The organism is Dyella sp. RRB7 (assembly GCF_022761115.1).
GTDB lineage: Bacteria > Pseudomonadota > Gammaproteobacteria > Xanthomonadales > Rhodanobacteraceae > Dyella.
Window position 1 is genome coordinate 14603 of sequence record NZ_JAKWJS010000008.1, and the last position, 25125, is coordinate 39727.

21 protein-coding genes and 1 riboswitch are annotated in these 25125 nt (G+C 66.3%); of the genes, 13 read left to right on the plus strand and 8 right to left on the minus strand.

The annotated features are described in order from the left end of the window. From MJ606_RS16275 to MJ606_RS16290, 4 genes are all read right to left on the minus strand, one after another. Positions 1-1785: a glutamine--tRNA ligase/YqeY domain fusion protein gene (locus MJ606_RS16275; protein WP_243050603.1), complete on the minus strand. Its 1785-nt coding sequence runs from the start codon at positions 1783-1785 to the stop codon at positions 1-3. A gap of 485 nt (positions 1786-2270) precedes the next feature. Further along, a complete protein-coding gene (locus tag MJ606_RS16280) occupies positions 2271-2774 on the minus strand; it encodes a DUF2127 domain-containing protein (protein WP_243050604.1) in 504 nt (167 codons plus the stop codon). A gap of 144 nt (positions 2775-2918) precedes the next feature. Beyond that, a complete protein-coding gene (locus tag MJ606_RS16285; RefSeq protein WP_243050605.1) occupies positions 2919-3113 on the minus strand; it encodes a YbdD/YjiX family protein in 195 nt (64 codons plus the stop codon). An 11-nt stretch (positions 3114-3124) separates the two neighbouring features. Continuing rightward, on the minus strand, positions 3125-5203 hold the full coding sequence (locus tag MJ606_RS16290; RefSeq protein ID WP_243050606.1) for a carbon starvation CstA family protein: 2079 nt from the start codon (positions 5201-5203) through the stop codon (positions 3125-3127). A gap of 206 nt (positions 5204-5409) precedes the next feature. Here MJ606_RS16290 and def point away from each other — a divergent pair, with 206 nt between their 5' ends. The 5 genes from def to MJ606_RS16315 all read left to right on the plus strand — a co-directional run bounded on the left by def (position 5410) and on the right by MJ606_RS16315 (position 12853). After that, entirely contained in the window at positions 5410-5949 is a 540-nt protein-coding gene (gene def / locus MJ606_RS16295; RefSeq protein ID WP_243050607.1) for a peptide deformylase, read from the plus strand. A gap of 156 nt (positions 5950-6105) precedes the next feature. Further along, complete coding sequence (locus MJ606_RS16300) at positions 6106-8121, plus strand: oligopeptide transporter, OPT family (RefSeq protein ID WP_243050608.1); 2016 nt, start codon at positions 6106-6108, stop codon at positions 8119-8121. Positions 8122-8308: 187 nt separating this feature from the next. Next, positions 8309-10873, plus strand: coding sequence for a bifunctional lysylphosphatidylglycerol flippase/synthetase MprF (gene mprF / locus MJ606_RS16305; protein ID WP_243050609.1), 2565 nt, complete (start codon positions 8309-8311; stop codon positions 10871-10873). Beyond that, the gene (locus MJ606_RS16310) at positions 10870-11652 is read left to right on the plus strand and encodes an AcvB/VirJ family lysyl-phosphatidylglycerol hydrolase (RefSeq protein ID WP_243050610.1); all 783 of its coding nucleotides are present in this window, start codon (positions 10870-10872) and stop codon (positions 11650-11652) included. The genes mprF and MJ606_RS16310 overlap by 4 nt, the downstream gene beginning before the upstream one ends. 43 nt (positions 11653-11695) lie before the next feature. After that, the gene (locus MJ606_RS16315; protein ID WP_243050611.1) at positions 11696-12853 is read left to right on the plus strand and encodes an acyltransferase; all 1158 of its coding nucleotides are present in this window, start codon (positions 11696-11698) and stop codon (positions 12851-12853) included. On the opposite strand, the gene pyrF is transcribed toward MJ606_RS16315, so the two are convergent. The 4 genes from pyrF to MJ606_RS16335 all read right to left on the minus strand — a co-directional run bounded on the left by pyrF (position 12844) and on the right by MJ606_RS16335 (position 16493). Next, a complete protein-coding gene (pyrF, locus tag MJ606_RS16320) occupies positions 12844-13671 on the minus strand; it encodes an orotidine-5'-phosphate decarboxylase (RefSeq protein ID WP_243050612.1) in 828 nt (275 codons plus the stop codon). The genes MJ606_RS16315 and pyrF overlap by 10 nt on opposite strands. A gap of 142 nt (positions 13672-13813) precedes the next feature. Then, positions 13814-15481 carry an energy-dependent translational throttle protein EttA gene (gene ettA, locus MJ606_RS16325; protein ID WP_243050613.1) on the minus strand — a complete coding sequence of 556 codons (1668 nt, stop codon included), beginning with the start codon at positions 15479-15481 and terminating at the stop codon, positions 13814-13816. Positions 15482-15741: 260 nt separating this feature from the next. After that, on the minus strand, positions 15742-16338 hold the full coding sequence (locus MJ606_RS16330) for a TetR/AcrR family transcriptional regulator (RefSeq protein WP_243050614.1): 597 nt from the start codon (positions 16336-16338) through the stop codon (positions 15742-15744). Continuing rightward, positions 16338-16493, minus strand: a complete 156-nt coding sequence (locus MJ606_RS16335) for a hypothetical protein (RefSeq protein ID WP_243050615.1) — start codon at positions 16491-16493, stop codon at positions 16338-16340. Before MJ606_RS16335 ends, MJ606_RS16330 begins: the two co-directional genes overlap by 1 nt. 143 nt (positions 16494-16636) lie before the next feature. Between MJ606_RS16335 and glyA the strand changes: the two genes are divergently transcribed. From glyA to ldcA, 8 genes are all read left to right on the plus strand, one after another. Then, the gene (gene glyA / locus MJ606_RS16340) at positions 16637-17890 is read left to right on the plus strand and encodes a serine hydroxymethyltransferase (RefSeq protein WP_243050616.1); all 1254 of its coding nucleotides are present in this window, start codon (positions 16637-16639) and stop codon (positions 17888-17890) included. 85 nt (positions 17891-17975) lie between these two features. Next, a complete protein-coding gene (gene nrdR, locus MJ606_RS16345) occupies positions 17976-18494 on the plus strand; it encodes a transcriptional regulator NrdR (RefSeq protein WP_243050617.1) in 519 nt (172 codons plus the stop codon). A 240-nt stretch (positions 18495-18734) separates the two neighbouring features. Further along, positions 18735-19835, plus strand: coding sequence for a bifunctional diaminohydroxyphosphoribosylaminopyrimidine deaminase/5-amino-6-(5-phosphoribosylamino)uracil reductase RibD (gene ribD / locus MJ606_RS16350; RefSeq protein ID WP_243050618.1), 1101 nt, complete (start codon positions 18735-18737; stop codon positions 19833-19835). Between the two features lie 39 nt (positions 19836-19874). Beyond that, positions 19875-20744 carry a phytanoyl-CoA dioxygenase family protein gene (locus MJ606_RS16355; RefSeq protein ID WP_243050619.1) on the plus strand — a complete coding sequence of 290 codons (870 nt, stop codon included), beginning with the start codon at positions 19875-19877 and terminating at the stop codon, positions 20742-20744. Further along, a complete protein-coding gene (locus tag MJ606_RS16360; protein WP_243050620.1) occupies positions 20741-21757 on the plus strand; it encodes a Gfo/Idh/MocA family oxidoreductase in 1017 nt (338 codons plus the stop codon). Before MJ606_RS16355 ends, MJ606_RS16360 begins: the two co-directional genes overlap by 4 nt. A 93-nt stretch (positions 21758-21850) precedes the next feature. Beyond that, a riboswitch (FMN riboswitch) is annotated at positions 21851-22019 on the plus strand. A 133-nt stretch (positions 22020-22152) separates the two neighbouring features. Next, positions 22153-22794, plus strand: a complete 642-nt coding sequence (locus MJ606_RS16365; protein WP_243050621.1) for a riboflavin synthase — start codon at positions 22153-22155, stop codon at positions 22792-22794. 126 nt (positions 22795-22920) lie between these two features. Next, positions 22921-24012, plus strand: coding sequence for a bifunctional 3,4-dihydroxy-2-butanone-4-phosphate synthase/GTP cyclohydrolase II (gene ribBA, locus MJ606_RS16370; RefSeq protein ID WP_243050622.1), 1092 nt, complete (start codon positions 22921-22923; stop codon positions 24010-24012). A gap of 133 nt (positions 24013-24145) precedes the next feature. Further along, on the plus strand, positions 24146-25111 hold the full coding sequence (ldcA, locus tag MJ606_RS16375; RefSeq protein WP_243050623.1) for a muramoyltetrapeptide carboxypeptidase: 966 nt from the start codon (positions 24146-24148) through the stop codon (positions 25109-25111). The last annotated feature ends 14 nt before the right edge of the window (positions 25112-25125 follow it).

The following is a 25125-nucleotide window of genomic DNA, read 5'->3' on the forward strand; positions in this document are numbered from 1 at the left end:
TCAGCCGGCCTGCTTCGCCCACGTGTCACGCAGCGTGACCGTGCGGTTGAACACTGGCGCATCGGGCTTGTGGTCGATGCGATCGGCCACGAAGTAACCCAGGCGCTCGAACTGGTAGCGCTGCTCCGGCGCGGCATTCGCCGCCGCGGGCTCCAGCCACGCGCGCACCACGCGCTTGGCATCGGGGTTGATGTGCTCGATCCAGCTCTTGCCATCGCTTTCATCGTCCGGCGCCGGCACGTTGAACAGGCGATCGTACACGCGCACTTCGGTAGCCACGCCATGCCTGGCGCTTACCCAATGGATGGTGCCCTTCACCTTGCGGTCGGCGCCGGGCATGCCGTGGCGCGATTCCAGGTCCAGCGTGCAGCGCACTTCGGTGACATTGCCGGCGGCGTCCTTCACCATCTCGTTGCACTTGACGATGCCCACGCCGCGCAGGCGCACTTCACCGTCGGGCTTCAGGCGGTGGAAACCCTTGGGCGGAATTTCGGCGAAATCCTCGCGCTCGATCCACAGCTCGGGAGAGAAGGGCACGTCGCGCGTGCCGAAGCTCTCGTCCTTGGGATGATTGGAGAACGTCAGCGTTTCCTCGTGCCCGGCCGGCAGGTTGGTGATCACCAGCTTGAGCGGATCGAGCACGGCCATGCGACGCGGCGCCGTGGCATCGAGATCCTCGCGGATGCAGTTCTCGAGAATCGAATAGTCGATGATGCTGTTCTGCTTGCTCACGCCCAGGCGCTCGATCAGCAGGCGCAGGCCGGCCGGCGTGAAGCCACGGCGACGCAGGCCGCGCAGCGTGTTCATGCGCGGATCGTCCCAGCCATCCACCAGGTTTTCGTTCACCAGCTGCGCGAGCTTGCGCTTGCTGGTGATGGAATAGGACAGGTTGAGGCGCGAGAACTCGATCTGTCGCGGCTTGTCCGGCTCGGTGCGGAAACCGCCCTCGCGCAGGTGCTGCCACAGCTCCGGATGATTGACCAGGTCCACCTTGTCGACGAACCAGTCGTACAGCGGGCGGTGGTCTTCGAACTCCAGCGTGCACAGCGAGTGCGTGATGCCTTCCAGCGCGTCCGACAGGCAGTGCGCGTAGTCGTACATCGGGTAGATCGGCCAGGCGTCGCCGGTGTTCTGGTGGGCGATCTTGCGGATGCGGTAGATCGCCGGGTCGCGCATGTTCATATTGCCCGAGGCCATGTCGATCTTCGCGCGCAGCGTCTTGGCGCCGTCGGCGAACTCGCCGGCGCGCATGCGGCGGAACAGGTCGAGGTTCTCCTCCACGCTGCGATCGCGGTATGGCGAATTGCGGCCCGGCTCGGTCAGCGTGCCGCGATAGGCGCGCATCTCCTCCGGATTGAGATCGTCCACATAGGCCACGCCATCCTTGATCAGCTTGATCGCCGAGTCGTAGAACACCTCGAAGTAGTCCGAGGCGTGGCGCAGGTCATGCCACTCGTAGCCCAGCCAGCGCACGTCGTCCTTGATGCCCTCGACGAACTCCGGGTCTTCCTTGCCGGGGTTGGTGTCGTCCAGGCGCAGGTTGCACCAGCCACTGAACTCCGAGGCAATGCCGAAATTCAGGCAGATCGCCTTGGCGTGGCCGATATGCAGATAGCCGTTGGGCTCGGGCGGAAAGCGCGTACGGATCGCGTGATGCTTGCCGGTGGACAGGTCCTCCCGGATGATCTGGCGGATGAAATCCCTTTGCAGATCAGCCCGTTGCCCTTCGGCCTGCGGGGTGGCTGGCGAGGTGATGGGTTCAACGGTGGCGTTTTCGGTGGACATCGGGATTCGAAGCTCGTACGCGGTGACGGAAACGACCAAGTTTACCTTGTCCTAGGTGGGGGGTGTTTTGGTGGGTTTCAGGGGGGCGTAAATGGGGCTAGTTGCCTCACTGGGGGGCTACTTGCTCGTCATCCCTGTGGAACCAGGGAGCCAGTGACTGTGCGCCTGGTTATGGCGTGGTGGCGACTGGGCTCGCCTGCGGCGGGCTCCCGAGCCGCTGCCGCGGCCCGGGTCACTTCTCTTGACTCCGGGCATCCTGCTCTTCGCCCTTCGGGGCGGCTTCGCCGTTCGCATGCGCTCCTGCGCATGCGTGGGCAAGCAAAGAGAAGTAACCCGGCCTCCGGCAAGAGGGCGGAAGCCCGCCGCAGGCGAGCACGCTGGCGATAACGCCACCATCCCACCATCAAGAACGCTTTCACTGGGTCCCTGCTTCTACAGGGATGACGAAGAGAAGCACGCTGCTTTCAACCCATCATCAGCGCCCGTCAGCGAACCTTCCCCGGCCTGGGCTGCATCGCAATCCTCACCAGATACACCACGATCGCGACATTCGCGACCAACGCCCCCAGCTTCAGCCAGGTGAAGCGATGCAGCGTCTCGTAGAACTCCAGCGGAATCAGCGAGCCGGTGGCAATCACCGTGAACCATTCCGCCCAATGCTTGCGCAGCCATAGCCCGGTGCCCTCGGTGGCGAAAATAGCCGCGTAAGCAAGCGCGACCAGCCCGATGGCGACGAACTTGCTCGGCCCCCACTCCTGCAGCACTTCGACCAGGCGCCAGCGCAGGCCGTTGCTGTCGGTCAGCGACAGGTGTTCCAGCCAGTGCACCAGCTTCTCGAAGTTCTGCTCGCGATCCAGGTGAAAGGCGAATGCCGCCACCAGGATCAGGCACACCGTCTTGATCGCCTTGTAGATGGCGATGATGCGCAGGCCGATGCTGTGCTGGGCTTCGACGTCGGAGGTTGGCTTGGTGAGATGGTGTTCGGTCATGGTGAAACAGGTGGCGCAGGCGGTGCCTGCTCGCGGGGCGATAATGATGGGAATGGCATGGAAAGCCCAGTGTCGCGTTTGGGGCCGCCATAAGAAAGGCCATGTTCCTTGCGGGACATGGCCTTGGGGAGAGCTGCCGCCAGCTCAGCAGCAGCGTCCGCCGGTGCCTTTGTAGCGCGCGATCTGGCGCTCGCGGAAGAACTCCTTGTAGCTGGGCACCGGGCGTTCGGGATGGTGTTCACGCAGGTGCTTCACGTACACGTCGTAGTCCGGTACGCCGCAGCAGAGGCGGGCGGTTTGTACCGCCCACCTCCGGATCGCTTGCAGGTTCGCTTTCATGGTCGCAGCCCTCAGCGGGTGGGCACGCTTCCCAGTGCCACGTACGGTTCCTCGTGCGCGGTCGGGTGGTTGATGCGCCATGCCTTGAGGATCGCGGTGATGGCGAAACCGAGCATGGTGAGGATCAGCAGCATGAAGATGCCGGTCAGCGCGGCGTCGACATAGTTGTTGGTGATGATGCGCTGCATTTCCTCGGCGGTCTTGGCCGGAGCCAGCAGCTTGCCATCAGCCAGTGCCTGGGCGTACTTCTGCGCCGCGGCGGTGAAGCTGATCGGGCCGCTGACCTTTTCCCAGCCCGCGGTGAGCGTGCACACCACCAGCCAGATCGCCGGCACGCCAGGCACCAGCACGTAGCGCTCGCGTTTGAGCTTCACCGTGACCACGGTGGCCAGCATCAGCGCCACCGCGGCAAGCATCTGGTTGGCGATGCCGAACAGCGGCCATAGCGTGTTGATGCCGCCCAGCGGGTCGACCGCGCCCTGGTACAGGAAGTAGCCCCACAGGCCCACGCAGATCGCGGTGGCGAGCAGGTTGCCGGTCCACGACTCGGTGTGTTGCAGCGGCTTGTACACCAGGCCGGCGATCTCCTGGATCATGAAGCGGCCGACGCGGGTGCCGGCATCCACCGTGGTGAGGATGAACAGCGCTTCGAACAGGATCGCGTAGTGGTACCAGAACGCCATCATGCCCTCGCCGGGAATGATGCCGTGCAGCAACTGGGCCATGCCCACCGCCAGCGTCGGCGCACCGCCGGCACGGCTGAGCACGCTGTGCTCACCGATGTTCTTGGCGGTGGTGAGCAGGTCATCCGGCGTCACCGTGAAGCCCCATTGGCTGATGGTGGTGGCAGCCTGTTCCACCGTGGTGCCGATCAGGGCGGAAGGCGAGTTCATGGCGAAGTACACGCCCGGGTGCAGCGAGCAGGCGGCAATCAACGCCATGATGGCCACGAAGGCCTCCATCAGCATGCCGCCGTAGCCGATCATGCGCGCCTCGCCCTCGTTGCTGAGCAGCTTGGGCGTGGTGCCCGAGGCAATGATCGAATGCCAGCCCGATACCGCGCCGCAGGCGATGGTGATGAACAGGAACGGGAACAGGTTGCCCTGGAACACCGGGCCGGTGCCGTCGATGAACTTGGTCACCGCCGGCATCTGCAGCGTGGGCGCGGCCAGGAAGATGGCCAGCGCCAGCAGCAGGATGGTGCCGATCTTGAGGAAGGTGGAAAGGTAATCGCGCGGCGCCAGCAGCAGCCACACCGGCAGCACCGAGGCGCAGAAGCCATAGCCGATCAGCAGCCAGGCCAGCGACTTCGCATCGAAGTCGAACACGGCCGACCACGTCGGCGAGGCCGCCACATGCGCGCCGTACCAGATCGAGGCGAGCAGCAGCACCAGGCCCACGATCGATACTTCGAGGATCTTGCCCGGCCGCAGCCAGCGCAGGTAACCGCCCATCAGCAGGGCAATCGGAATGGTGCAGGCCACCGTAAACGTGCCCCAGGGGCTGTGCGTCAGCGCCTTGACCACCACCAGCGCCAGCACCGCCAGCACGATCATCATCAGCACCAGCACGCCGAACATGGCCACCACGCCGGCCACCGGCCCCAGCTCGTCGCGCAGCATGTTGCCCAGCGAGCGACCGTCGCGGCGTACTGACAAGCCCAGGATCATGAAGTCCTGCACCGCGCCGGCAAACACCACGCCGAACAGGATCCACAGCGTGCCCGGCAGGTAACCCATCTGCGCGGCCAACACCGGGCCAACCAGCGGACCGGCGCCGGCAATGGCGGCAAAGTGGTGGCCGAACACCACCCACTTGTCGGTAGGCACGTAGTCCAGGCCGTCGTTGCGCAGCACCGCCGGCGTGGCCCGGCTGGGGTCCATGCACAGCACTTTGTCGTTGATGAACTTGCTGTAGAAGCGATAGCCGATCACGAATACCGCGATGGATGCGGCCACCAGCCAGATCGCATTGATCGGCTCACCGCGGCGCAGGGCGACCACGCCCAGGCACCAGGCGCCGACGATGGCGATGACCACCCACAGGATCTTGCCCGCGGGACTGGGTTTGACAGCGGCAGCGGTAGACATGGGCGATGGCTCCTGGGCTAGTCCCCCGCAAGGGTCGTCTCGGTGGCCCCGGTGGTCAATGCCATTATGCGCCGGTCATCATTAGCCTTTGGTCGAATGGCCAAGTGACGCCATGTGCACCTGCGTCACCATCGATGCGTAAACTATCGGTTCGGCCGGACGGGAGTACGGTGGCCGGCGAACAGGTTAACGAGGCGAGGTTTTTCATGATCCGCGAGATCCTCAAGATGGGCGACCCACGCTTGCTGCGCGTGGCGCCGCCGGTGCCCGACGCCATGATCGGCAGCGCGGAACTCGACGCGCTGATCGCCGACATGTTCGACACCATGCACGACGCCGGTGGCGTCGGCCTCGCCGCGCCGCAGATCGGCGTGGACCTGCAACTGGTGATCTTCGGCTTCGACCGCTCCGAGCGCTACCCCGATGCGCCGGCGGTGCCTCGCACCATCCTGCTCAATCCCATCATTACGCCGCTGTCGCACGACATGGAGGAGGGCTGGGAGGGGTGTCTCTCGGTGCCCGGCCTGCGCGGCGCGGTGAATCGCTACACGCTGATCCGTTACCAGGGGCTGGACCCCAAGGGCGAACGCATCGACCGCAATGCCGAGGGCTTTCATGCGCGCGTAGTGCAGCACGAGTGCGACCACCTGATCGGGCGGCTGTATCCGTCGCGCATCACCGACTTCAGCAAGTTCGGCTATACCGAGGTGCTGTTCCCGGGGATGGACCCGGGGGCGGACGAGTAGCCGCGCCTTGCCCCCTCGCCGCGCCGGGGGAGGGGGCTATAAAAGCCTTGCGTCGTTCCCCAAATGTGGCAACCCTACGCGCTGGCCCGCCCTCCGGCGGGGCTCTCGTATCCATGAATCACCCAGGGGAACCACCACCATGACGGGTATGCACTCGTGAGCGGCATCCATCCCAGCGCGGAGTCGCGCAAAGAGCTGACCATTCGCGGTCTTATCCTCGGCGTCGTGATCACGGTGATATTCACCGCGGCCAACGTCTACTTCGGCCTCAAGGCCGGCCTCACCTTCGCCACCTCGATCCCGGCGGCGGTGATCTCGATGGCCCTGCTGCGCGGGTTCAAGGACTCGACCATCCAGGAAAACAACGTCGTGCAGACGATCGCCTCGGCGGCCGGCACGCTGTCGTCGATCATCTTCGTGCTGCCCGGCATGATCATGATCGGCTGGTGGACCGGGTTTCCGTTCTGGACCTCGTTCGCGGTGTGTGCGCTGGGCGGCATCCTGGGCGTGATGTATTCCATCCCGCTGCGCCGCGCGCTGGTGACCAACTCGGACCTGCCGTATCCCGAGGGCCTGGCCTGCGCCGAGGTGCTCAAGGTCGGTGCCGGCGACGAGGCGGATGCCGGCAGCGTCGAGGAAGGCAGGGCCGGCCTGCTGGCGGTGCTGTGGGGCTCGATCGTCTCGGCGGTGTTCGCGGTGGTGGTGGCCACCCAGGTGTTCGCCAGCGACGTGGTGCAGTACTTCCGTGTCGGCAACAAGGGCGCGGTAAGCGGTTTCGATTTCAATCTTTCGTTCGCGCTGTTCGCCATTGGCCACCTGGTAGGCCTATCGGTGGGCATTGCGATGCTGATCGGCGCGGTGATCGGCTGGGGCTGGGGCGTGCCGCATTATTCGCTGCTGGCGGAAGCCTCCGGCACGGTGGCGAAGCTGGCCCAGGACACCTGGAGCCACAAGGTGCGCTTTGTCGGCGCCGGTGCCATTGGCGTCTCGGCGATCTGGACGCTGGCCAAGCTGGTCAAGCCGGTGATCAGTGGCCTGAGTTCGGCCATGGCCGCCTCGCGCGTGCGCAAGGCCGGCAAGGCCGACAGCCTGCCGCGCACCGAGCGCGACATCCCGATCGGCATCGTGGGCCTGGTCACGCTGGCCTGTTTCGTTCCGATCGCCTGGCTGCTTGGCTATTTCGGCACCATCAGCGGCCTGGGCGCCCACGTTGGCGTACTGGCCATCGGCGGCGTGGCCTTCGTGGTGCTGATGGGCTTCTTCGTGTCCACCGTGTGCGGTTACATGGCCGGGCTGATCGGTTCGTCCAACAGCCCGCTGTCGGGCGTGGGCATCCTGGTGGTGATCGCCGCGGCGCTGTTGCTGGTGGCCTTCGTCAAGCCCTACGTCGATGCGGAAGCGGGCAAGGCGCTGGTGGCGTTCGCGCTGTTCATCACCTCGGTGGTGTTCACCGTGGCGGCCATCGCCAACAACAATCTGCAGGATCTGAAAACCGGCCAGCTGGTGGACGCCACGCCGTGGCGCCAGCAGGTGGCGCTGGTGATCGGCGTGGTGGCCGGCGCGGCGGTGATTCCGCCGGTGCTGGACCTGCTCAACCACGCCTATGGTTTCGCCGGCGCGCCGGGTGCGGGCGCGCATGCGCTGCCGGCACCCCAGGCGGGCCTGATTTCGGCGTTGGCGCAGGGTGTCATCACCAACAATATCGACTGGAGCCTGATCATCACGGGCATCTGGATCGGCGTGGCCATCATCGTGGTCGATGAGATCCTGGCGCGAACCACCAAGCACGTGCGCCTGCCGCCGCTGGCGGTGGGCCTGGGCATCTACCTGCCCACGGTGAGCACGCTGATGGTGGTGGTGGGTTCGGTGGTGGGCTGGTATTTCGACCGTCGCGCCGACCGTGGCCCCAAGCCCGAGAGCACGAAGCAGCTCGGCGTGCTGCTGGCCTCGGGCCTGATCGTGGGCGAGAGCGTCGTTGGCGTGCTGATTGCCGCCATCGTAGCCTTCGCCGACAAGCTGGGTTTCAGCAATCCGGAAGCGCCGCTGGCGCTGGTTGGCGAGGGATTTGCCAATGCGGCCGAGTGGATCGGCGGCATCGCCTTTGCGGCGATCATCTTTGTGCTGTACCGCTGGGTGGCCAGGATGGCCAACGGGCTCAACGCCAAGTCTTGAGTTCCCAGGGTCGCGGCTGCCTGAAGCGGCCGCGACCAAATGTCATCCGGGCATGCCACGATCGAACAGAATGCGCCTTGACCGGCTATCCTAGTTGGTCGCAGCTTTCGTTCTGCGCGCTGGTCGATGTGGAGGCGGTAAACGCGTGGTGGAGCAGACAGGGGCGGAGGCCCCGATTTCCGGAGACATGCTGGCCCGTCCTGGTCTGATGGCCAGGCTGCGTCGGCTCGCCGGTCCGCTGCTTTCGGTGGCCATGCTTTGCCTGGCGCTGTGGGCGCTGCACCGTCTGGCCAGCGAGGTGAGCTACCGCGAGGTGGCCCGCTATGTCCACGGCCTGGAGAACTACCGTATTGCGCTGGCGGTGCTGCTCACCGCGGGCAGCTATGGCGTGATGATCCTGTACGACTGGTTCGGGCTGGCCTATATCGGCAAGCGCCTGCCGGGCCCCCAGGTCAGCCTGATCTCGTTCATCAGCTATGCCTTCAGCAATGCGCTGGGCATGGCGCTGCTGATCTCCGGTTCCATCCGCTACCGCTTCTATATCCAGGCCGGCCTGTCCACCGCCGAGGTGGCCAGGGTGGTGCTGTACTGCACGCTCAGTTTCTGGCTGGGCCTGTCCGCGCTGACCGGCGTGACCCTGTTGCTGGTTCCGGTGCCGCCCTCGCTGCCGCTGGCCAGCTGGCGCCTGCCGGTGGCCATCTTGCTCACCCTGATTCCGCTGCTGTGGCTGATGGGCAACCGGCTGCTGCGCCGTCCATTGCGCATCTGGCGCTGGCGGGTAAGCCTGCCGTCCACGCTGACCGCGGCGCGCCAGATCCTGGTGGGTGCGGTGGACTGGGGCCTGGCGGCCTATGTGCTGTACCTGTTGATGCCCGACGGGGTCGATACCGGCTTCGGGCATTTCCTGGCCATCTTCGTGCTGGCGCAGATCGCCGGCCTGGTCAGCCATGTGCCGGGCGGGCTGGGCGTGTTCGAGGCGGTGATGCTGGCGGGCTTTGGCGCGGCCGGCAACCAGGGCCTGGAGGCGCCGATCCTCGGTGCGCTGGCGGCGTATCGCCTGATCTACTACTTCCTGCCGCTGTTCGCGGCCACCCTGGTGGTGCTGTGGCGCGAGGCGCGCGGGCTGCGCCAGAAGACCCTGCTGGCGCCATGGTTCACCGGTCTGCTGCCGCCGTTCTTCGCCGGCCTGACCCTGGTGTCCGGTGCGGTGCTGCTGTTCTCCGGCGCCACCTCGGCGTTGCCCACGCGCATGGCGATCCTGCGCGATGTGCTGCCGCTGGCGGTGCTGGAAGTCTCCCATTTCCTGTCCAGCGTGGTCGGCATGATGCTGCTGATCCTCGCCCGCGGCCTGCAGCGGCGACTGGATGCGGCCTACGTGCTCACCCTGGTGCTGCTGGTGCTGGGCGCGGTGCTGTCGCTGCTCAAGGGCATCGACTACGAAGAGGCCACCTTGCTGTCGCTGCTGGCGCTGGCGCTGGCGCCGGCCCACCAGTTGTTCTACCGGCGCACCTCGCTGTTCAGCGCGAGCTTTTCGTGGGGCTGGATCATCGCCATCGTGGCCGTGCTGGGTTGTGCCGGCTGGCTGGTCGGCTTCAGCTACAAGCACGTGGAATACAGCAACAACCTGTGGTGGGAGTTCAGCTTCTATCACGGCGGTGCGCCGCGCGCGCTGCGTGCGTTGGTGGGCGCGACGGCGGCCGGCCTGCTGTTTGCGCTGGCCAACCTGATCCGCCCCGCGCGTCCCGACCTGCGCCTGCCCAGCGAGGCGGAACTGGACAAGGCGTTGCCGCTGATCAAGAACTATTCCTCCGCGCAGGCGCACCTGGCCCTGATGGGCGACAAGACGCTGCTGTTCGACCCGGAAGGCAAGGCCTTCATCATGTACGACGTGGAAGGGCGCAGCTGGGTCGCCATGGGCGACCCGGTGGGCGAGTCGGAGGAGGCGCGACGCGAACTGGTGTGGACGTTCCGCGACCTGTGCGAGCGCTCGGGTGGGTGGCCGCTGTTCTACCAGGTACGTCCGGAAGACCTGGACCTGTACCTCGAAGTGGGCATGAACCTGCTGAAGATCGGCGAGGAGGCGCGCGTGCCGCTGGCCAGCTTCAATCTCGACGGCAAGTCCAAGAAAGTGTTGCGCAACACCATCAACAAGCTCACCCGTGAAGGGCTGCGGCTGGAGATCGTGCCGGCCGAGGCGGTGTCGCCGCTGCTGCCGCGCCTGAAGCACATCTCCGACGCCTGGATGCGCGACAAGCGCGTGCGCGAGAAGGGCTTCTCGCTGGGCACGTTCGACCCGCACTACCTGGAACGCACGCCGATGGCGCTGGTGTGGCAGGGCGAGGAACTGGTGGCGTTCGCCAACCTGTTCCTCACCGACAACAAGGAGGAAGCCTCGCTGGACCTGATGCGCCACCTGCCCGACAGCACCTCCGGCATCATGGATTTCCTGTTCGTGGAACTCATGATGTGGGCCAAGCGGGAGGGCTATCGCTGGTTCAACCTGGGCATGGCGCCGCTCTCGGGCCTGCAGAACCGGCGCACCGCGCCGCTGTGGAGCCGCCTGGGCGCCCTGTTGTTCGGCCGCGGCGAGCGCTTCTACAACTTCCGCGGCCTGCACAAGTACAAGGACAAATTCGACCCGGTGTGGGAACCCCGCTATCTTGCGGTGCCCAACGGCATTGCGTTGCCGCTGGTATTCGCCAATGTGGCGAGCCTTATCTCGGGTGGACTTTCAGGCATGGTGCGCCGTTGAAACGACTTTGGAAGTGGCTGGTGCTGGTGATCGTGGTGGCTGTCGCCGCCGGGCTGTTGGCCTGGCAGCCGTGGCACCATGCGAGCATGGAAGAGTCGATCATCCGGGTGCCGGCCAAGCCTGGCGTCACGCCGCTGGCGGGGCGCGAGGATGTGGTGGCGGTCTTCTATTCCGGTGACGGCGGCTGGCGCGACCTGGACCAGTCGCTGGGCAAGATCATCGCTTCGCATGGCATTCCGGTGGTGGGCGTCAGCCTGCTGCAGTACTACTGGCGCGAACGTTCGGTGGCCGATTCGGCGGCCGATCTCGACGCGCTGATCGCGCGTACCGTGGCCCAGGGCGACAAGCGCCGTATCTGGCTGATCGGTTTCTCCTTCGGCGCCGACGTGCTGCCTTCCATCGTGGGCCGGCTCAGCCCGGAAGGGCGTGCCCGCATCGCCCAGATCGTGATGCTCTCGCCCAGCACGGACGTGAATTTCGAGATCGAGATGGAAGGCTATATGAAGGAGGGCTGGTGGAAGACCCACACCCAGGACTTCTTCCAGTGGATCAACCCGGTGCATCACTACGATGCGATGCCGCCGCTGGTCGCCTTGAACGGCCACCCGCCAGTGGTGTGCTACTACGGCATCAAGGACAAGGCGCAAACCATCTGCGCCGATCCGAAGCTGCCCGCGTGGATCAAGGTCTACGAGAAAACCGGCGACCATCACTTCGACTACAACTACGAAGGGCTGGCCCAGCAGATGATCCGCGACTTGCCCGCCGCCGCGCACTGACTGGGGCAAGCATGTCGTTTCCTGCCAGGAAGGGGCCGGATCGATGGCGGTGACGCGAAGCCGCAACGCCGGCATCGACCTGTTGCGCGGGTTCTCCATCCTGCTGGTGGTGCTGCACCACCTCGGCCTGCGCATACCGCTGAAGAAGAGCCTGTTGGCCGACGTGTTGCCGATGGGCCTGCTGCGGGCATTGAACTACAACGGCTACGAGGCGGTGTTCGTCTTCTTCGTGATCTCGGGTTTCCTGATCGCCAGCAATGCGCTGCAGCGCTACGGCACGCTGGCGCAGGTCGACCTGCGCGCCTTCTACGTACGGCGCTTCTCACGCATCGCGCCGTGCCTGCTGGTGCTGGTGGCGGCGCTCAGTGCCTTGCATCTGCTGGGCGTGCAGGACTACGTGATCCAGCGCGAGGGGCAGTCGTTGCCGCGCGCGATCGTGGCGGCGCTGGGCTTTCACCTGAACTGGTATGAAGGCATGACCGGCTACCTGCCGGGCAACTGGGACGTGCTGTGGTCGCTGTCGATCGAGGAGGTGTTCTACCTCGGTTTTCCGATCGCCTGCCTGCTGACGCGTCGCGCGTCGATCCTCGTGCCCCTGCTGTTGTTGCTGGCACTGTCGCTGCCGATCACGCGGGCCGCGCTCGTGGCCAATGAAATCTGGCAGGAGAAGGCCTATCTGCCGGGTATGGCCGCGATCGCCACCGGCGTGCTGGGTGCCTTGATGGCCGCCCGCTGGCCGGCCGCGTCGCGGCGCACCGCCGCCCTGCTGGGCTGTCTGGGTGCGGTGGGGCTGGGCTGGGTGATGCTGGACGGCAGCGGCCTGTGGCACCTGCTGCGTAACGGCTACATGCTGGTGCTGACCTCATCGGCGCTCTGGCTGGTGCTGGCCAGCCACTATGCCACCGGCCGTCCTTCGCGCGGCTGGGAGTGGCTGCGCTCGTGGGGACGGCTGAGCTATGAGATTTATCTCAGCCATATGTTCGTGGTGTTTGCGCTGGTACGCGCCTACAAGGCCAGCGGCCACGACGTGGCGCTCGGTTTTCTCTGGTATCTGCCGGCGTTGCCGCTGTGCTGGCTGCTGGGCTGGCTGATCGAGCGTTATCTATCCACGCCAGCCGAGCGCTGGTTGCGGCGGCGCTGGCTTGGCGCAGAGCGTCAGGCGCCCGCTGCGGCTATCGCCCAAGGGCTGGCTCAGCGATAGCGGTTGATGACGTCGCGCAATTCGAGCGTGGCGGCGCGTGCGGCCTGGGCGAAATCTCCGCCGTTGCCGGCATAGAGGATCGCGCGCGACGAGCTGATCAACAGGCCCGTGCCATCCGCAGTACGGCCGTTGCGCACGACCGCCTCCACATCGCCGCCCTGGGCGCCGATGCCCGGCACCAGTAGCGGCATATCGCCGACCAGTGCGCGCACTTCGCCGAGCTGTTCCGGCCAGGTGGCGCCGGTGACCAGCGCGCAATTGCCGTTGGCGTTCCAGTCGCGCGCGATGATTTTCGCCACGTGCTGGTACAGCGGCATCGCGTTGCCATCCTCATCGGTGACGGTGAGGTCCTGCAGGTCGGCCGCACCCGGGTTGGAGGTGTGGCAAAGCAGGATCACGCCCTTGTCGGCGCGATTGAGGAACGGCTGGATCGAATCGCGGCCCAGATACGGGTTGAGCGTGACCGCGTCGGCACCGTAGCGCTCGAACGCCTCGGTGGCGTAGTGCTGCGCCGTGCTGCCGATGTCGCCGCGCTTGGCATCGAGGATCACCGGCACGCCGGGATGCCGGTCGTGGATGTGCGCGATCAGCCGTTCCAGCGCATCCTCCGCGCGCAGCGCGGCGAAGTGCGCGATCTGCGGCTTGTACGAGCAGACCAGGTCGGCGGTGGCGTCGACAATGGCGCGGCAGAAGGCGAACACCGCGTCGGCATGGTCGTGCAGGTGGGCGGGAAATTTCGCCGGTTCCGGGTCGAGGCCGACGCAGACCAGTGACTGGTTGCGGGTCCATGCCTGTTGCAAAGACTGCATGAAGTGCATCGTGGTCTCTCCGGTGCTTCTCGATCGAACCCTTCTCGCGGGAGAAGGGCGGGAATGAGGGTTCGGCCGAAGCGACGCATGTCGTCCACCCGAACCCGCATCCACCCTGCGTGCGCCCTCCCCCGCAGGGGAGGGGACGTGCTTACGCCAGTTTCTTGTACTTCACGCGATGCGGGCCGGCGGCCTCGTCGCCGAGGCGGCGCTTCTTGTCCGCTTCGTACTCGTTGTAGTTGCCGGGGAAGAACTCGACGTGCGAGTCGCCTTCGAACGCGATGATGTGCGTGGCGATGCGGTCGAGGAACCAGCGGTCATGCGAAATCACCATCGCGCAGCCGGGGAACTCGAGCATCGCGTCTTCCAGCGCACGCAGGGTTTCGACGTCCAGATCGTTGGACGGTTCGTCGAGCAGCAGCACGTTGCCGCCCTGCATCAGGGTCTTGGCCAGGTGCAGTCGACCGCGTTCGCCGCCGGACAGGCTGCCGACCAATTTCTGCTGGTCGGTGCCCTTGAAGTTGAAGCGGCCGATATACGCGCGCGACTGCAGCTCGTACTTGCCGATGGTGATGATGTCGGCACCGTCAGAGATTTCCTGCCACACGTTCTTGTTCGGGTCGAGGCTGTCGCGCGACTGGTCCACATAGGCCAGCTGCACGGTGTGGCCCAGCTTCACTTCGCCGGCATCCGGCTTTTCCTGGCCGATGATCAGCTTGAACAGGGTGGACTTGCCGGCGCCGTTGGGGCCGATCACGCCGACGATGGCGCCCGGCGGCACCTTGAAGCTCAGGTCGTCGATCAGCAGGCGATCACCGAACGACTTGGACACGTTCTTGAACTCGATCACTTCCTGGCCCAGGCGTTCGCCCGGCGGAATGTAGAGCTCGTTGGTTTCGTTGCGCTTCTGGTACTCGACCGAGTTCAGTTCCTCGAAGCGGTTGATACGCGCCTTGCCCTTGGACTGGCGGCCCTTGGCGGCCGAGCGCACCCATTCCAGCTCGCGCGCGAGGGCCTTCTGGCGGCCCTTTTCGGCGGCTTCCTCGCGGGCGAGGCGCTCACTCTTCTGTTCGAGCCATTCGGTGTAGTTGCCCTTCCACGGAATGCCGCGGCCGCGATCGAGTTCGAGAATCCACTCGGCGGCGTTGTCGAGGAAGTAGCGGTCATGGGTGACCGCCACCACGGTGCCCGGGTAGTCCTGCAGGAAGTGCTCCAGCCACTCCACCGACTCGGCGTCCAGGTGGTTGGTGGGCTCGTCGAGCAGCAGCATGTCCGGCTTGGACAGCAGCAGGCGGCACAGCGCCACGCGGCGCTTTTCGCCGCCGGACAGCGGGCCGATCTTGGCGTCCCACGGCGGCAGGCGCAGCGCGTCGGCGGCCACTTCCAGCTGGCGTTCCAGCGCGTGGGCGTCGTTCACGGCGAGGATGCTTTCCAGCTGCTCCTGTTCCTTCGCCAGCTTGTCGAAGTCGGCGCCTTCCTCGGCATAGGCGGCGTAGACCTCTTCCAGCCGCTTCTGCGCGTCGAGGATCACCGAGACGCCTTCCTCGACCGCTTCGCGCACGGTCTTTTCGGGATCGAGCTGCGGTTCCTGCGCCAGATAGCCGACCTTGATGCCCGGCTGCGGGCGTGCCTCGCCCTGAAAATCGGTGTCGACGCCGGCCATGATGCGCAGCACCGTGGACTTGCCCGCGCCGTTCAGGCCCAGCAGGCCGATCTTGGCGCCGGGGAAGAAGCTCAGCGAGATGTCCTTGATGATCTGGCGCTTCGGGGGAACGATCTTGCTCACCCCGTTCATGGTGTAGATGAATTGCGAACTCATGGAGCCTCCAGCGGCGTGCACCGCACCAGCCGGCAGGGCAGGCGGTGCGTTCAGAGTGGGTGTAAACCACTCATTATAGCGGGTTATGGGGACGCTCCGGTGACGATGCCTGGGGGCGGCGGGCGTTCCGGCCGAGTTCCGCCATGGAACCTATCCCGGTTGCCTGCGATGGTGCCAGGGCGGGTCTCTTTTCCGGGAGAAAGCACCGTTGAGGACGCGCTCGCAGGATTCAATGGCCGGCTGGGCGTGGCCGCGCGGGGTCAGGCCGGCCGCGCGGTATCGAACAGCGCGCTGACCGTGCGCGTATGCAGCGAGGCCGCGTCGTAGCCCGCGGGCAGCAGGCCGGCGATTTCCAGCATCACCGCGCCATGCAGCGACGCCCAGAGCTGGTGGCCCAGGATGGCTGGGTCGGCGTCGACCTTGCCCTCGGCGATCATCACCTCCACGTGCGCGGCGATGTTGTGCCACAGGCGCTGATGCGCCTCGCGATAGGCCAGGTCGTCGCGATTGCTTTCGGGATACTCGAACATCAACCGGTAAGTGGCCGTGTCCGCCCGCGCAAACGCGACGTAGGCATCGCGCACCGCGCGACTGCGCGTGCGACCGTCACCAGGCGAATCCAGCGCGCCCTCGATCGCTTCGCACAGGCGGTGCATGCCGCGCGTGCGCACCGCCGTGATGATGGCTTCCTTGTTCTCGAAGTAGCGGTAGGGCGTCATGGTGCCCACGCCGATGTCGGCCGCGAGGCGCCGCATGGTGACGGCGCCCGGCCCTTCGTCCACGTACAGCCGGGCCGCCGCGGCGCACAAGCGCTCGCGGAAGGCCTCGGTTTCCTGCGTGCTGAGGGCCTTGGGCATCAGGGTCGCGCCACATTGAGGGCCTTGCGGAAGAAGACCGGCGCATCGGCGTCGATCTGCGCGTGCACCTGCTTGCGAGCCACGGCGGGCAGGAGCCGGGCAGGGGCCGGCCAGCGCAGCCGGCGGGGCTGGGTGCGCAAGGGTTCAGACGGCATCGGTCGATCCTTGGATTGGGTGGCGTGCGATGTACGGTACGATGTACGAAATGCACCTGCAAGAGCCCGAAGGTGGCCGCCATAGCACATCACGGCTACACTTTCGCGTTCGAACCCCCGCTTGCCACCCCCACGAGGTCAGGATGTTCCCGAAGCATGAGACGATCGCCGGCTACGACAACGAGCTGGCCCAGGCGATGGCCGACGAAGCGCGTCGCCAGGAAGACCACGTCGAGCTGATCGCTTCGGAGAACTACGCCAGCCCGCGCGTGATGGAAGCGCAGGGCAGCGTGCTGACCAACAAGTACGCCGAGGGCTACCCGGGCAAGCGCTATTACGGCGGCTGCGAATACGTGGACATCGCCGAGCGCCTGGCCATCGACCGCCTCAAGCAGCTGTTCGGCGCCACCTATGCCAACGTGCAACCGCATTCGGGCTCGCAGGCCAACCAGGCGGTGTACCTGGCGCTGCTCAATCCGGGCGACACCATCCTGGGCATGAGCCTGGCCCACGGCGGCCACCTTACCCACGGCGCCAAGGTCAACGTCTCCGGCAAGCTGTTCAACGCCATCCAGTACGGCGTGAACGAGCACGGCCTGGTCGACTACGACGAGGTCGAGCGCCTGGCCATCGAGCACAAGCCCAAGATGGTCGTGGCCGGCTTCAGCGCCTATTCGCAGGTGATGGACTGGGCCCGCTTCCGCGCCATCGCCGACAAGGTCGGCGCCTACCTGTTCGTGGACATGGCGCACGTGGCCGGCCTGGTCGCCGCGGGCGTGTACCCCAACCCGTTGCCGCACGCGCACGTGGTCACCTCCACCACCCACAAGACCCTGCGCGGTCCGCGCGGCGGCATCATCGTGGCCAAGGACGCCGGCGAAGAGATCGAGAAGAAGCTGCAGTCGATCGTGTTCCCGGGCATCCAGGGTGGTCCGCTGATGCACGTGATCGCCGCCAAGGCGGTGGCCTTCAAGGAAGCGCTGGAGCCGTCGTTCACGACCTACCAGCAGCAGGTGGTGAAGAACGCCAAGGCGATGGCCAAGACCTTTATCGAGCGCGGCTACAAGATCGTCTCCGGCGGCACCGAGAACCATCTGATGCTGGTGGACCTGATCGGCCGCGACGTCACCGGCAAGGACGCGGAAGAAGCGCTGGGCAAGGCGCACATCACGGTCAACAAGAATGCCGTGCCGAACGATCCGCGCAAGCCCTTCGTCACCTCCGGCCTGCGCGTAGGCACGCCGGCCATCACCACCCGCGGCTACCAGGAAGCGGATGCGGTCGAGCTGACCCACTGGATCTGCGACGTGCTGGATGCGCCGGGCGACGAAGCGGTGATTGCCACGGTGCGCGACAAGGTCACCGCGCAGTGCCGCAAGTTCCCGGTGTACGGCTGAGCGCCGGGAAAGCGCGGACAGGAAGCGGAACATGAGCCCAGGCATCGCCCCTCGTTTTCCGCTGCCGCATACGGGCCACTGACCCATGCATTGCCCGTTCTGCCAGCACGAAGACACCCGCGTGATCGATTCGCGCCTCGCCGAGGACGGTGCCACCGTGCGCCGTCGCCGCGAGTGCCCCAAGTGCGGCGAGCGCTTCAACACCTTCGAGACCGCCGAGCTCAAGCTGCCGACCATCGTCAAGAGCGGCGAGCGGCGCGAGCCGTTCGACGAGCACAAGCTGCGCGTGAGTTTCGAGCGCGCGCTGCAGAAGCGCCCCGTGCCCACGCATTCGGTGGACAGCGCCGTGCGCGAGATCATCAACGACCTGCGCCGCTGCGGCGAGCGCGAGGTGCCCTCGCGCCAGGTGGGCGAGCTGGTGATGCGCGAGCTGAAGAAGCTCGACCAGGTGGCCTACGTGCGCTTTGCCTCGGTGTACCGCAAGTTCGAGGACGTGCAGGCGTTCCGCGAGGAAATCGAGAAGCTGGAGCGCGACCTGCCGGAACTGGAAGCGCTGCAGTTGTCGCTGCTGGGCGAGAGCGTGGCGCGGCGCAAGAAGTCCTGACGCTGTGCTTTTCCCTCGCCCGTTGGGGCCTGATTGGCGTTGAATCTCAGCCAGGGCACTCCTTGCTCGTCATTCCCGCTTTCGCGGGAATGACGACGATGGGCTCAAGGGATGGCAGGGTAAGGGACTAGTCTTGCGCTGACGCTGCGTCAACGTCCGCTCTTTTGATAGCCTCCCGCGAGCACCCGTTCCTTCAACTTGGCCCTCTCCCTCGGAGGGCGAGGAAGCCAGAGCCGAGTCATGACCCACGCCTTCACCGCCGTCGACCACACCCATATGGCGCACGCCTTGCGCCTGGCCGAACGCGGTTTGTTCACCACGCATCCCAACCCGCGCGTCGGCTGCGTGATCGCCCATGGCGAGCAGGTAGTGGGCACCGGTTTCCACCCGCGCGCCGGCGAACCGCATGCCGAAGTATTCGCGCTGCGCGACGCGGGGGAGTGGGCGCGCGGCGCGACCGCTTACGTCACGCTGGAACCCTGCGCCCATCATGGCCGCACGCCGCCTTGCGCGGATGCGCTGATTGCCGCCGGCGTGGCGCGCGTGGTGATCGCCGCCGAGGACCCGTTTCCGCAAGTCGCCGGCCGCGGCATCGGCAAGCTGCGCGACGCGGGCATCACGGTGCAGACGGGGTTGCTGCGCGAGCCGGCGCGCGAACTCAATATCGGTTTCTTCAGCCGCATCGAGCGCGGTCGGCCGTGGGTGCGCTTAAAGCTGGCGATGAGCCTGGATGGCCGCACCGCGCTGGCCGACGGCGAATCGAAGTGGATCACCGGTGAAGTGGCACGCGCCGACGTGCAGCGCTGGCGTGCGCGCAGCTCGGCCATTCTTACCGGTTCGGGCACGGTGCTGGCGGACAATCCCCGGCTGACCGTGCGCCTGCCCGCGGGCGAGGCTTTCACGCCGCCCTGGCGGGTGCTGTTGGACAGCCGCCTGCGCACGCCCCCGGACAGCCATGTGCTGGATGGCACCGCGCCGACGCTGGTGCTGCACGATACCCGGTCGCAGCCGAGCGATCCCCGCTTTCAGGCGGCCGAGCTGGCGGCGGTGGCGACGCAGGGCGGCGCCATCGATCTCGCCGCCGCCTTGGCCGAGCTGGCGCGTCGCCATCACAGTGAAGTGCATGTGGAGGCTGGCCCGACGCTGGGTGGCGCGTTGCTCGCCGCCGGCTTGGTGGATGAGCTGCTGATCTATGTCGCACCGCTGCTGCTGGGCGATACGGCGCGGCCGTTGCTGCATCTTCCGCCGCTGGCGGAGATGGCGGCACGCTGGAAACTGCGCACCATCGACCGTCGCGTGATCGGTGATGATATGCGCCTGCTGCTGCGCCCCGAGACCTGAGCGCAGCGCTCTTTTGCACCGCTGCCACCAGGAGCAGGCATGACCCCGTCGCCGCCGATGCCCACGACCGTATTGACGGAGGCCGAGCGCGCCGTGTTCCGCGAGCAGGGCTACCTGATCCGCCGGATTCTCGACGACGCCAGCGTGGCGCATTACGTGGCGGCGGTGGACGCGTCGCGCCGTGAGCGCAGTGACGCGCGGCGCATGAGCAACCTGCAGTTCCTGCAGCCGGGCAAGGCCATCCGCGGCATCCAGGACATCATTTGCAACGACGACATCCTCGCCGTGTGCCGCGACCTGCTTGGCGACGGCATCGTGATCGACGGCGCCTCGCTGTTCTACGGCGAGGCCGGCGTCGACTACCGGCAGGGCTGGCATCGCGACGTGTTGCAGGTGCCCGACGAGCAAGTGGACCCGCACTGGTTCAGTGAGGACTATCACTACAACTACGTGCAGATGAACCTGCCGCTGACCGAGGACGGTTGCCTGTGGATCGTGCCGGGCAGCCATCACCGCCAGCTCAATGCACAGGAGCGCGCGATCTTCGGCAACACCGAGAAGATGGCGCCGGTGGACGCGCCCGAGCTGCGCGAAGGCCGGCAGATCGTGGTGCAGCCGGGCGAGGCGGTGTTCTACAACAACTACGCCGTGCATCGCGGCTATGGCGGCGTGCTGCAACGCCGCCGCATCACCATCCACCTGGGCTTCCACTCCACCGAACATGCGCCCACGCTGCATTTCGGCGTGCTCGACCACACCGAGTACACGCTGGACTATCTCTCGTCGCTGCAGCCCTGCGTGCGCGAAGCCTTGCGCGCGCATCTGGTGGAGCGCGCCCGCTATCCGGAAGTGAACGTGTTCCACGCCTACCACCAGCAATTCCTCAGCAAGGAGTTCAAGACCACATGACGACGGCAGCCATACGCTGGGGCATCATCGGTTGCGGCAACGTCACCGAAGTGAAGAGCGGTCCGGGTTTCAGCAAAACGCCCGACTCCGCCCTGGTGGCGGTGATGCGGCGCGACGGCGACAAGGCGCGCGACTATGCGCAGCGCCACGGCGTGCCCCGCTGGTACGACGACGCGGCCAAGCTGATCGCCGATCCCGAGGTCAACGCGATATATGTGGCCACGCCGCCGTCGACGCACAAGCAGTACGCGCTGATGAGCATCGCGGCGGGCAAGCCGGTGTATGTGGAAAAGCCGATGGCGTTGGACCATGCCGAGTGCGCGGCGATCATCCGCGCCGGCCGCGAAGCCAACGTGCCGGTATTCGTGGCGTATTACCGCCGAGCGCTGCCGCGCTTCCGCAAGGTGCGCGAACTGATCTTCGGCCAGCAGGCGATCGGCACGCCACGCATCGTCAACACGGTGCTGCACGAGCCGCACCATCCGCGCTATCACGATGCGGGCAACCTGCCCTGGCATGTGCGGCCGGAAATTTCCGGCGGCGGCATCTTCATGGATATCGGCTGCCACACGCTGGACATCCTCGACTGGCTGTTCGGCCCCATCGTCTCGGCCAGCGGCCATGCGAGCAACCAGCTCGGGGCCTACGGCGCGGAAGACACCGTGGCCATGTCGTTCGCCTTCAGCAATGGCATGCTGGGTACCGGGCTGTGGAACTTCGACAGCTACAAGCATCACGACCAGATCGAGGTGACCGGCGACCGCGGCAGCATCGCGTTCGCCACCTTCGGCGACGGTCCGATCCGCGTGGAGAACGCCGACGGCGCGCAGGAGCATCACGTGGAGAACCCACGGCATATCCAGCAACCGCTGATCGAGACCCTCGTGGCCGAGCTGACCGGACAGGCCGGCGCCTGCCCCTCCACCGCCGAAAGCGGCGCGCGCACCAGCTGGGTGATGGACCAGGTGCTGCGCGACTATCGCCGGCAGACCGGGCAGTCGATCGGTAGGTAAGCCGGCAGTTAGGGCCGGCATAGGTGCCCCTGGCGGATGCCTGCCGGCGATAGTGCTAAACTCCCCGCCGCCGGTTCGCCGGCAAACCACAAACGACGTCTTCAGGGCGGGGTGTGATTCCCCACCGGCGGTAGGCACCTCGGGTGCGAGCCCGCGAGCGCTTCCGGCCTTGCTGGAAGGTCAGCAGATCCGGTCCGATGCCGGAGCCGACGGTTGGCGGCCAGCGATGGCTTCCAGAAAGTCCGGATGAGAGAAGACGGTACGACACGCGCCTTCACGGGCCTGTGCCTGCCAGACGCCTTGGGGCGTTTTTCGCATGTTTTTCAACGCGGGAAACGTTTCATGTCCAAGCATCGTTATTTCTGTCTTGCCACCTTCGTCGCGGAGGTGCGCTGATGTTCACCGGCATCATCCAGACCGTGGGCCGCATCGCGCGGCTGGAACCGCGAGGCGGCGACGTGCGCCTGCATGTCGATACGGCCGACCTCGACCTCACCGACGTGCAGCTGGGCGACAGCATTGCCGTCTCCGGCGTGTGCCTTACCGCGGTGACGCTGGAGCCGCGAGGCTTCGGCGCGGATGTCTCCAACGAGACGCTGTCGCTGACCACGCTGGGCAAGCACAAGGCCGGCGATCCGGTGAACCTGGAAAAGGCGCTGCGTCTGGCCGATCGCCTGGGCGGGCATCTGGTGTCCGGCCATGTCGATGGCGTGGGCAAGGTGGTGTCGATTACGCCGGACGGCCGTTCGCTGCGCTGGGTGTTCGAGGTGCCGGCGGCGCTGTCGCGCTATATCGCGGCCAAGGGCTCCATCTGCATCGACGGCACCAGCCTTACCGTGAACGAGGTCAACGGCCATCGCTTCGGCGTCAACCTGATTCCGCATACGGTGGAACACACCGCGTTCCATGCGCGCCGCGCAGGCGATGCGGTGAACATCGAGGTGGACGTGGTGGCGCGCTATATCGAGCGGCTGCTCGCCAGTGGCGATGCGCCGAAGCTCGATGAGACGTTTCTCAAGCAGCATGGCTTCGCCTGACGCCCGTCGTCCCCGCGAAAGCGGGGACCCGGCGTCTTCGCATGCACTCACTCAAGGCGCTGGATCCCCGCTTTCGCGGGGATGACGAATGAAGGCAGCGTCTCGGCCAACTTTTTGGATATCCCCATGAGCTTCAACACCATTCCCGAAATTCTCGAAGACATCCGCGCCGGCCGCATGGTCGTCATCCTCGACGACGAGGACCGCGAGAACGAGGGCGACCTCATCATGGCCGCGCAGATGGTGCGGCCGGAGGACATCAACTTCATGGTGCGCGAGGCGCGTGGCCTGGTCTGCCTTACGCTGACCGAGCAGCGCACGCGCCAGCTGGGCCTCAAGCCCATGGTGGTCGACAACACCTCGCCCTACCAGACCAACTTCACCGTCTCGATCGAGGCGGCCGAGGGCGTCACCACCGGCATCTCGGCGCACGACCGCGCGCGCACCATCCAGGTGGCGGTGAAGTCCGATGCCAAGCCGCAGGATCTCTCGCAGCCGGGCCATATCTTCCCGCTCACCGCGCAGCCGGGTGGCGTGCTGACGCGCGCCGGTCATACCGAGGCCGGTTGCGATCTCGCCGCGCTGGCGGGTCTGGAGCCGTCGGCGGTATTGATTGAAATCCTGCACGAGGATGGCTCGATGGCACGCCGTCCGGAGCTGGAAGTGTTCGCCAAAAAGCATGGCCTGAAGATCGGCACCATCGCCGACCTGATCCGCTATCGCCTGGAAACCGAGAAGACGGTGGCCCGCGTGTACGAGGAGGATGTGCAGACCGAATTCGGCCCGTTCCGCCTGGTGGCTTATCGCGATGCGATCCATCACGGCCTGCATTTCGCGCTGCTGCGTGGCACGGTGCACGATGGCGAGCCGGTGCTCACGCGCGTGCACGTGCGCAACACGCTTTCCGATGTGCTGCATCTGCAGCGCGATGACCTGGGCCTTACCGTGACCGCCGCCTTGCGTCGCATCGCCGACGAGGGGCGCGGCGCCTTGCTGGTGCTGTCGGGCGAGGACACCGCCGATGCGCTGCTGCGCCGCCTCAATCGCCAGCCCTCGGTGCAGGCGCCGGAAGAGGCCTTGCAGCAGGAGTGGCGCCAGCTTGGCCTGGGCGCGCAGATCCTGGCCGACCTGGGCATCCGCCAACTGCGCGTGCTGGGTACGCCGCGCAAGATGGTGGGGCTGGGCGGCTTCGGCCTGGAAGTGGTGGAGTACGTTTGACGAAACGTCGAATGTTCCTCGCCGTCATCCCCGCCTTCGCGGGGGTAGCGGCAAGGGGTTTCGCTCTATCCCGCCCCATGAGCGCCATGTTTCCATCGGCATATTCCCGGGACGATTCACCACAGGCAACGCCATGACCTCCACGACTGTCCGCCTGATCGCCCCCTCCGGCTACCCGCACGATCGCGACGCCATGACGCGCGGCGTCGCTCGCCTGCGCGCGGCGGGCTGCACGGTCGATGGGCTGGACGTGCTGGACCGTACCGAGCACCGTTTCGCCGGCAGCGACGCCGAGCGGGTGGCCGACCTCAATCGTCTGGCCATCCATCCGTCCCTGCCGGATATCGTGCTGGCGGTGCGCGGCGGCTACGGCGCCACGCGCTTGCTCGAACATATCCACTACGGCGCGCTGCGCGAGCGGCTGGCCGGTACCTCGACGCTGCTGGTCGGGCATAGCGATTTCACCGCCATCCAGATGGCCCTCTATGTGAAGAGCGGACTCATCACCTTCGGCGGGCCGATGCTGGGGCCGGACTTCGGCGCGCCCGAGCTCAATGGCCTGATGTGGGGGCACTTCTGGCGTGCCGTGGGCGAGCCGGAGGCCAGCGCGCGCTGGGCCACGCCGTCGACGGCCGAGCTGGAGGTGGCAGGTCCGCTGTGGGGTGGCAACCTGGCCATGCTGTGCAGCCTGCTCGGCACGCCGTACTTCCCCAGGATCGACGGCGGCATCCTGTTCGTGGAGGACGTGGGCGAGCCGCCGTTCCGCATCGAGCGGCTGCTGTACCAACTGCACCTGGCCGGCGTGCTGGACCGCCAGCGGGCGCTGGTGCTGGGGCATTTCACCCATTGCCGGCCGCACGGCTACGACAACGGCTACGACATCGACGCGGCGCTCGACCAGATCAGCCAGGTGGCGCACATCCCCGTGGTGCGCGGCATGCCGTTCGGCCACGAGCCGGACAAGTTCACCCTGCCGTTCGGCGTGCCGGCCCGGCTGCAGGTGGCGGCGGGGCAGGCCAGCCTGCGGTTTGGCGGCCATCCGCACCTCGCCGGGGCGGTTTCCCGGCCCGATCCGGGCACGCTGCCCCAAATCCCGTAAAATACCCGGCCCGC